Below are 9220 nucleotides of genomic sequence, written 5' to 3'. Positions count from 1 at the left end.
GTGAATCTCCTCACCCGATTCGGACTTGCACGGTCTCGATTCACGATCATGGCCATGATCGGGCTCCTGATCGCCGGGATCGGGCTCTATCCGAACTTCCCGAAGCGCGAAGACCCCGTGATCGTCATCCGGACTGCGGTCGTGTCGGCCCTCTTCCCGGGCATGGCCCCCGAGCGGATGGAAAATCTCGTCGCCGTTCCCATCGAGCGGAAGATCCGCGAGCTCGCCGAGGTCAAGGACATCAGGACGCTTGCGGGCGAAGGATCCCTGACGATCTATGTCGACTTGAAGGACGAGGTCGCGAACGTCACTGCCACCTGGCAGCGGCTTCGCGACAAGATGGCCGATGCTAAGGTCGAACTGCCCGACGGCGTCGTTGGACCCTTTGTCAACAGCGACTTCGGCGACGTTGCGATCGCCACCATCGCCATCACGGGCGAAGGCTTTTCGCCGCGCGAGCTGAAGGATGCGGCCGAGGATTTCCGGAAGAAGCTGTATCAGATCGCCGGCATCTCCAAGGTCGAGCTTCACGGCGTACAGGACGAACGGGTCTGGCTCGAACTCGATACCCGGAAGTTGGCCGCGATCGGCGTTCAGGTGAACGCTTTGATCAAGGACCTACAGGGGCAGAACGTGATGCTGCCGTCCGGCAACATCAACGCGGACGGCACGCGCCTCCTGCTGGAGACCTCCGGAGATTTCCCGAACGTGCGGGCGATCGAGACCATGCTGACCCGTGTGGGCAGCACCGACAGCCTGGTCCGGCTCGCCGATATCGTCACTGTCCGCCGGGATTACGTCTCTCCAAAGGTTAAGCCGATCTATTTCAACGGCCGTCCTGCTGTAGTCCTCAGCGTGATCATGCAGCCGGACCAGGATGTCACCCAGATCGGTGTCAAGCTCCGTACGGCGGCACGCGAATTTGAGCAGCGGCTCCCGATCGGCTTCGCCCTCTCCTTCCCCACCTACCAGGCCGATCAGGTCCGCGCCTCCGTCAATTCCGCCCTGTCCAGCGTCGCCCAGACCTTCGTCGTCGTGGCAGTGCTGGTGATCGTTTTCCTTGGCCTGCGGGCGGGCACCATCGCGGCGATGATCGTTCCCTTCGCCGTGATGTTCTCGTTGATCGGCATGCGGGCGCTGGGGATCGCGCTGGAGCAGGTCTCGATCGCGGCGATCATCATCGCGCTCGGGCTGCTGGTCGACAATGGGGTCGTGATCGTCGAGGACATCGTCAGCCGGATCGGCCGCGGAATGCCGCCCGAGGAGGCGGGGCTCGCCTCCGGAGAGCAATATGCACTGCCGCTCCTGATCTCCTCGATCACCACCATCGCGGCGTTCTTGCCGCTCATGCTGCTGTCGGGTGCGTCCGGCGAGTACGCGTTCTCGCTGGCCGCCGTGGTGGCGCTCACGCTGGGAGGCTCCTGGATCACGGCGCTGTACATTCTTCCCGCCCTGACGGTGTGGCTGATCGGGCGGCGGGGCGCGACCGGCAACGAGGATGAGGCCCCCTCACGCCTGCAGCGGCTCTATGCGTCCGCGCTCGGCCCGGCGTTGCGCTTCTCGCCCGTTGTGCTGGTGGGGTGTGTCGCGCTGGTGCTGATCGCGCTCACTCAGTTCGGCCGCATCCCCAAAGAGATGTTTCCGCTCAGCGAACGCGGCCAGTTCCTGGTCTACATGAACATGCCTGACGGGACCGATATCTCGCGAACCGAAGCTCGCGCGCGGGAGATCGAGCGATGGCTCGGCGACAAGACAGCCAATCCGGAGATCTCCAGCGAGATCCTTTATGTGGGTGACGGCGGTCCGAGGTTCTATCTCACCTTGACCCCCGTTCCGCCGGACCCGGCATCTGCGTTCTTCCTGGTCAGCACGAACGACTATCAGGGCGCGATCCGTGCGGCCGATCGCGCCTGGAAATATCTGTACGCCAATCATCCCGAAGCAAGCTTCAAGATCAAGCGGCTGGCCATGGGAGCCGTGGAATCCGGCGTCGTGGAGCTGGAGATCTCGGGGTCCGATGGGGACCGGCTGCTTGGCTTCAGCGAACGGGTCCGATCCCTGCTGCAGGCGGCTCCGGACGTGCGCGAGAACGACGACGATTGGGGCAACAAGATCGTCAAGGTGGTCGTCGAGATCGACCAGGACCGCGCGCGTCAGCTTGGAGTGACCTCGGAGGAAGTGACCCGACTGCTGAACACCTACTTCAGCGGCACCGCGGTGTCGATCTACCGGGAAGGCGACAACTCGATCCCGATCGTGTTGCGCGCCGGCGCCTACACGTCGCAGAGCCTGGAAGGCCTCACCAGCGCGACCTTCGCGAAGAACGGTGGCCTCATCTCGCTGGCCCAAGTCGCGAGGCTGAAGCCCGGGTTCGACTTCGCGCGGATCCGCCGCAAGAACCAGGAACGGACGATCACGGTGACGGCCCGCAGCACCTCGCTGACCGCGGGGCAGCTACTGGAAACCATCCAGCCCGGGCTCGACGAGATGGACATGACCGGGGGTTATCACGTGACCGTGGGGGGCGAGATCCAGAAAAGCGCGGAGACCAATCAGAAGCTCGCCGCCGGCTTTCCGATCGCACTTGCCGTGATGGTGCTGGCGATCATCCTGCAGTTCAACTCCTTCCGGCGCACCCTCCTGACCTTCATGAGCATACCACTGATCTTGATCGGCATCCCCTTCGGGCTGCTGGCCACGGGACAACCGCTCTCGTTCTTCGGGACCCTGGGCATCATCAGCCTGTCGGGGATCATCATCAACAACGCCATCGTGCTGATCGACCAGATCGATATCGAGCGCGAGACGCTTCCGCTTCGGAAAGCCATCGTAGCTGCTTCTGGAAAGCGTCTTCGTCCGATCCTGCTGACGTCGGCCACCACCGTGCTCGGGCTCGCACCGATGGCGCTGGCCGGCGGCGCGTTGTGGCAGCCCATGGCGGTGCTCATGATGTCGGGACTCGCCGTCGCGTCCGTCCAGACACTCTTCTTCGTCCCAGCAGGATACTTCCTGCTGTTCCGCTCGGCCAAAGGAGCCTGACACCCTTGTGGCGCGCGCTGTTCCGGGTGGTCACCGCTACGTCGGCAACCTGCCGCCGATGCCGAGCGTGCCGATCGTCCGGACCGGCGCCGAGGGCCGCGAGCTCGCCACCGCACGGTGGGGCATGCCGGACGCCCGACGAGGTCGAGACCTGGATGACCGCGCCTCCGGACGAGGCGCTGAAGCTGCAGCGGCCGCTCTCCTGGGGCGCTCCGAATCGTCGCCCGCGGCGTGAAGGAAGACCGGGCGCCGACCGCGTAGGTTCTGCACAGCCCGGTGGAACACGTGGACAAGCCTGAGCCTCTGCATTTCGGAATCCTGACCCGTGCTAACCGCCCGGAACGAGCCGGAGGTCTCAAGGATTCGTCCCGGCAGGAGCCATATCGATGCTGATGACGAGGGAAAGACCGAAGGCGATCCGGACCCTGCGCGGTTGGGCGATCCACGTGCTGCAGGAAGCCGGCGCCATCCACGAATGCGAGGAGCACGGCTGGGCAAAGGACCGTGCCGATCCGCATGCGCTAGAGCACGCGTTGGCCATCGCCAGACGTGAGCCACCGAATGGCTTGTCTCCGGATCAGGCGGTCGCCGAGGTGCGCGAAGTGCTGAATTCGATCGGCGATACCTGTCCGGAATGTCCGTCCGAACGCTGAGCATGGCCTGTTTGCGCCCGGACGCCTGAGGCCCGGCCGGATGGGTGCTTCGGGCCTGCGACACTCGCGGGGGCCGGACCGAGAAGTGTGCGACCGCGCGTTCTGCGGGCTTCAACCGGCTGCCGCTGGGCGGGCCCTAGTCCGAAGCGCCGTCGAGGACGTCGCGCACCTTCGCCGCCAGATCGCCGAAGCTGAACGGCTTGACGATCAGCTGCACGCCCTTGTCGAGCCGCCCGTGGTGGATGATGGCGTTGCGCGCGTATCCGGTCGTAAAGAGCACCTTTAATGCAGGTCGAAGCGTTTTCGCCTGGGTTGCGACCTGTGCGCCTGTCAAGCCGCCCGGCAAAACGACGTCAGTAAAGAGGAGGTCCACGCGAGGTTGGCGCTCGAGCAATCTCAGAGCCGAGGGCCCGTCGTGAGCCTCGATGACGCGGTAGCCCAGTTCGCGCAGAGTCTCGACCGAATATGCTCTCACCTCGTCGTCGTCCTCGAGGACCAGGATGGTCTCTTCCTGTCCCGCTTCGGGATTTTGAGTGGACTCGGCTTGCTCAACGCCTGCCGCTTGCGCCGCGAGCCGCGGCAAGTACAGCTTCACCGTCGTCCCTTCTCCCACTTCCGAGTAGATCTTGACGTGACCACCGGACTGCTTGACGAAACCGTATACCTGGCTGAGCCCTAGACCGGTGCCCTTGCCTACGGCTTTGGTCGTGAAAAAGGGCTCGAAAGCCTGCGCCACCGTTTTCGAGTCCATGCCGGCGCCGGTGTCCGTGACCGCGATGGCGACGTACTGCCCGGCCACGACTTCGGTGTGCGAGGCGACGTACGCCTCGTCGATGTGCGCATTGCTGGTCTCGATCGTCAGTCGACCGCCGTTCGTCATCGCGTCGCGGGCGTTCACGGCTAGATTGATGACAGCCGCCTCTAATTCGGCCGGGTCGGCTTCGACTCGCCACACGCCTGCACCGAGGACAGTTTCCACATCGATCGTTTCGCCAAGCGTACGATGGATCATGTCCGACAGTCCGTTGACGAGTGCGTTCACATCAAGCGGCTTGGGATCGAGAGGTTGACGACGCGAAAACGCCAGGAGACGCTGGGTTAGGGTGGCTGCCCGTTGCGCGCCCGTCATCGCATTTCGCGCTGCCCGCTGCAGCCGACCGGATTCAGCCGGCAGATTGCGCTGCAGGGTGTCCAGATTCCCCAGAATGATCTGCAGCAGATTGTTGAAATCGTGTGCCACGCCGCCCGTGAGCTGGCCTACGGCCTCCATCTTCTGCGACTGGCGCAAGGCCTCCTCGTTCTTGCGCAGCTGTTCGGTGCGCTCGGTCACTTGCCTCTCGAGCGTGGCGTTGAGCTCGACGAGTGCCTCTTGGGCCCGCTTCCGCTCCTCGATTTCGCGCTGCATCGCTTGCGAGAGGCGGACGTTGTCGATAGCGACGGCGGCCTCGGCGGCAAGCCCGGACAGGCCCCGCTCCGAGCGCTCGTTGAACACGCCAGTCCGCGCATGCCCGAAGAACAGACCGCCGAGCACTTCACCCGTCCGGGATATGACCGAGACGGCGAGGTAGCTTCGGACCGGTAGGTGACCTTCCGGCATTCCCTTGCGGGGCGAGTTTTTCCCGTAGCGCGGATCCTTGGTGATATCGTCCGAGCGAACGATGCCTTGCCCCAGGAAGGTAGGCGCGAACACCTGGGTATTTCGAGGCATCGGGAATTTCGAGAACGCCTCGATCGGCGCTCCGGAGAGCGTATAGAGCATGTAGCTCTCGCCCGCGTTGTTGATGACGTTGTAGAAGAAGGCGCCGAACTCGGCTCCCGTAAGCGCCACGCCCGCATCCGTGACGATCTGAACGAGGCGCTCGAGGTCCGTCTCCGCGGCGAGCGCCGAGCCGGCACGGTTGAGCACTTCGAGCGCGTGGCGTTCTTCTCGGATAGCTTCTTCAGCGTTGCGTTGCGCCGTGCGGTCCCTCAAGATCTTGAGGAATCCTACAACGTCAGATTTGTCCCGGATCGGGCTGAGCTCTCCGACGGCCCAAAACCGTGAGCCATCTTTGCGAAGGCGCCAGCCTTCTTCGCCGCCGCCCTTGCCCTTCGCCAGCGCATCCTCGATTTCGCGGCGAAGTTGGGCTTCCTGGTCCTGTTCGGCGAACACTCGGGACAGGGATTGCCCAAGCATCTCGGCCGGCTCCCATCCGAGGATCCTGGAAGCTCCGGTATTCCAACTCGTCACTCGCCCCTGGAGATCAGTCGTAATGATGGYAGTATCGGTGGCCCCATTGACGATCTGCCTCCACTGCCACGCCGCAATCTGCGGCTCCGATTTATCCGTAATTTGGGTCATGAGCCTCCAAGGCGGGTCGAGCGGAAACGCCGTCGATCGCAATTGCCGGCCGTTAATGCTGGGTTGGTGGTTGGAATGGCCCCCGTTGGCGCATAGGCAACGAACGTCAGATGCGCTGGTTCCGCGCTCAGCGTACCATGACACCTCCGTTGGTCGGGCGGGCCGGGCTCTTATGGTGCCAGACCACTAGGGACGTAGTGCGCCTTCGCCTTGCAGGGGCATGCGGAAGGTGAACCTGGTCTCCGCTTCGGACGAGGCGACGTCGATCGAACCGCCGTGAGCCTTGGCAATCTCGGCAGCGATGTAGAGGCCCAGCCCGAGTCCTTGCGCTGGTCCGTGAGCCTCTCCGCGGTAGAACGGCTGAAACAGGCGTTTGCGGGCCTCCTCCGGAATGGCAGCGCCTGCGTTGGCCACCGAGAGTTCGAACATGTCTGTCTTGGCGCTCGCTTCGACCCGCACGGGCTCGTCCGGCGCGCCGTGGCTGATCGCATTGCCGAGCAGGTTCGAGAACAACTGGGCGACGCGGGCGGGATCGCAGAACACCGGGGTCTCGACCTCAAAATTGCTCTCAATGCTGCGATCCGGATGGGCTGCAGCCAGTTCCGCCACGACCTGATCGAGAACGGGCTCGATAGCGGTGATGGCCTTCGACAGCGAGATGCCTCCGCCAAGCCGACCTCGAGCCAGATCCATGACGCTTTCGATCATCTTGGCCATGCGGCCCACGCTGCTCTGCATCATGGCCTCGAGCCGCAGCGCGTCCTCCGGCGTCTTGGCCTTCAGCATCAGCCGCGCGCCGGCCGCGATCGATGCGAGCGGATTGCGCAGGTCATGGCCGAGGACGGCGATGAACTGCTCCCGCAGTTCGGCATTTTCGCGCTCCTGTCGCAGGCGCTCCTCTAGAGCGGCCTTGAGCTCGTCGCTTTCCTTGCGGGCGTCGATCAGCCCTCGCTCATAGCGGCGCCTGTCTGTGGCCCGCATGATCGTCAGGCGCGTGAACAGGAGCGCATCAGCGTCGGTCCGCCGCTCACGCGCGTTGGCGATCGCCGGCAGCCGCGTTCCGGTTTTGGTCAGGAGATCGAGCGCGAACTCGTCGAAGAAGCCCTGCATACGCAGCAGCGGGGCGACATGGGTCTCAAGGAATATGCGCCCCGCCATGTTGAGCAGATCGCTAAGCCGCATCCCGGGAAGGTCATCGGGCTGGTACCCCATCCAGCCCGCAAGGGTCCGATTGGCCCGATCGATACGACCGTCCGGACGAACGGACAGGTAGCCGCAGGGTGCGTTTTCGTAGAGGTCTTCGAAATTGCTGTCGGCAGGATGATTGTTGTTCACTCAGACGAAATCTCGAATTGCGGCGACGACTTCGTCCGGCGCGCTCAGGTTGGGACAATGGCCGGTTGCTTTCAGGACCACCATTTTGCTGTTCGGGATATTGCGCTGGACGAACGCACCTACCTGTTGCCCGGCGATGATGTCTTCGCTGCACTGGAGGATCAGCGTGCGAGCGTTGACCTTGGCCAGGTCCGCGCGGTTGTCGGACAGGAACGTGACCCGGGCGAACTCCTTGGCGATCGCGGGATCCGTACGGCAGAAACTGTTGGTGAGCTCCTCGCCGAGTTCGGGACGATCGGGATTGCCCATGATGGCAGGCGCCATCTGCGCCGACCAGCCCATGTGGTTCTCTTCCAGGAAGGAAAGAAGCTCCTCGATCTGTTGAGCGCTGAAGCCGCCGACATAGTCACCATCGTCGATGTAGCGCGCCGAAGGCCCCACAAGGATGAGGCTTTCGAAGAGTGTCGGATCCTTGATCGCGGCAAGCACTCCAATCATCGCACTGACGGAATGCCCCACGAATACGGCATCCTTCAGGCGCAGTGAGCGGCCAATCTCGACAACATCGTCGGCGTAGCCGGATAATTTGGAATACTTCTGGCGATCGTAAGCGGCGAGGTCCGAGCGGCCCGCTCCGACGTGGTCGAACAGCACCGTGCTGAAATCGCGCTCGAAAGCCGGTGCCACGAAGCGCCACATGTTCTGGTCGCATCCAAAGCCGTGGGCGAACATCATGGCCCGCTCACCCCGACCCCGGACCTGCACGTTGTTGCGGAATTCGACGGACACTTCGACCACCCTTTGCGCGTGAAGCACGGCTTGTTGTTTTGCAGGCAGCCTACGTCCAAACAGCCGCCGGCGCATTCGTTTTCTAGGACGGGAATGACCCTGAACGGGTGAGGAGACCGGATATCGCCTCCACCAATTGCGCGGGGGCAAAGGGCTTGGCCAAGAGGACACTTTGCGGCACGCCGTCAGCCGCCCAGCGATGCGCGCTATCGCCGGAGACGTAGAGGATCACGCAGCCTGGATCGTACTGCCGCGCGAGACGGGCGAGCTCCCATCCGTCCATCCTGGCGCGGCCCAGATTGATGTCGGTCACGAGCGCCCGCGGCAAAGGGGGCATGCTGAGCAGATTGGTTGCCTCCTCGCCGGAAGCGGCGCTTACGACGCCGTAACCCGCTTCGACCAAGGTCTCTTCCAGCATCTCACGAAGGAGATCTTCATCCTCGACCAGAAGGATTGTCGGTCGTTCTGCGGGGGCTTGGGAGTTGCTCAGGTGCATCTCGCATCTCTCATTAAAACGGGCACCCGCAGGCCTAGGAGCAAACGTGCCACGCGCTCCAACGTAGCAAAGGGCGAAGTGTTCACTTTTTCAGCCGTCCGCGCCCGAGCGACGAGTCCTTGCAGGAGAAATGCCGGTGTCGGCTCGATATCCGCAGCCTGTGGTCAGGCCGATTTCCGCTGCTTGGAGGTCGCGGGCTTCTTTGCCGCTGCTTCCTTCGCCGGTTTTTTTGCCGGCGATCGGCATCAGCATTTCCTTCTGTCCGGCCCCCGCCTTCCGCGGCTTCTTGGCCGCCTTGCCCACTTTCGCGGGCGCCGCTTCTTGGCCGACGCTCCGACGCAGCGCCTCCATCAGATTGACGACGTTGGTCGCGGCCGGCTTGTCCTTCGGCGTGATCGGCTTGCCGGCCCGCTTCTGGTTGATGAGTTCGATCAGCGCGGTCTCGTAATGGTCCTCGAATTTTTCGGGGTCGAACCGGCCGGCTTTCTGGTTCACGATGTGCCTCGCGAGATCGAGCATGTCCTTGGTAACTTTGATATCCTGGATCTCGTCGAAATACTCCTGCTC

At 63.4% G+C, this 9220-nt stretch carries 6 protein-coding genes and 2 pseudogenes; 3 read left to right on the top strand and 5 right to left on the bottom strand.

The features are described 5' to 3' along the window. The 3 genes and pseudogenes from AC1D00_RS14015 to AC1D00_RS14005 all read left to right on the top strand — a co-directional run bounded on the left by AC1D00_RS14015 (position 1) and on the right by AC1D00_RS14005 (position 3692). The gene (locus AC1D00_RS14015; RefSeq protein ID WP_477011075.1) at positions 1-3039 is read left to right on the top strand and encodes an efflux RND transporter permease subunit; all 3039 of its coding nucleotides are present in this window, start codon (positions 1-3) and stop codon (positions 3037-3039) included. A gap of 131 nt (positions 3040-3170) precedes the next feature. Next, positions 3171-3300 (top strand): annotated as a pseudogene (locus AC1D00_RS14010) (SOS response-associated peptidase); the annotation flags it as partial. A 125-nt stretch (positions 3301-3425) separates the two neighbouring features. After that, entirely contained in the window at positions 3426-3692 is a 267-nt protein-coding gene (locus AC1D00_RS14005) for a hypothetical protein (RefSeq protein ID WP_477011074.1), read from the top strand. A gap of 136 nt (positions 3693-3828) precedes the next feature. On the opposite strand, the gene AC1D00_RS14000 is transcribed toward AC1D00_RS14005, so the two are convergent. From AC1D00_RS14000 to AC1D00_RS13980, 5 genes and pseudogenes are all read right to left on the bottom strand, one after another. Then, a complete protein-coding gene (locus AC1D00_RS14000) occupies positions 3829-6033 on the bottom strand; it encodes a PAS domain S-box protein (protein ID WP_477011073.1) in 2205 nt (734 codons plus the stop codon). Positions 6034-6219: 186 nt separating this feature from the next. Further along, entirely contained in the window at positions 6220-7368 is a 1149-nt protein-coding gene (locus AC1D00_RS13995; protein WP_477011072.1) for a PAS domain-containing sensor histidine kinase, read from the bottom strand. Further along, a complete protein-coding gene (locus AC1D00_RS13990; protein ID WP_162479159.1) occupies positions 7369-8157 on the bottom strand; it encodes an alpha/beta fold hydrolase in 789 nt (262 codons plus the stop codon). It lies immediately after the preceding gene. Positions 8158-8239: 82 nt separating this feature from the next. Beyond that, positions 8240-8653: a response regulator gene (locus AC1D00_RS13985; RefSeq protein ID WP_477011071.1), complete on the bottom strand. Its 414-nt coding sequence runs from the start codon at positions 8651-8653 to the stop codon at positions 8240-8242. A gap of 164 nt (positions 8654-8817) precedes the next feature. Beyond that, a pseudogene (locus tag AC1D00_RS13980) lies at positions 8818-9220 on the bottom strand (non-homologous end joining protein Ku); the annotation flags it as partial.

The organism is Bradyrhizobium sp. P2_E8 (assembly GCF_056403875.1).
Note: the sequence above shows the minus strand (reverse complement) of the source record. Positions and strands in the feature narration are given on the sequence as shown.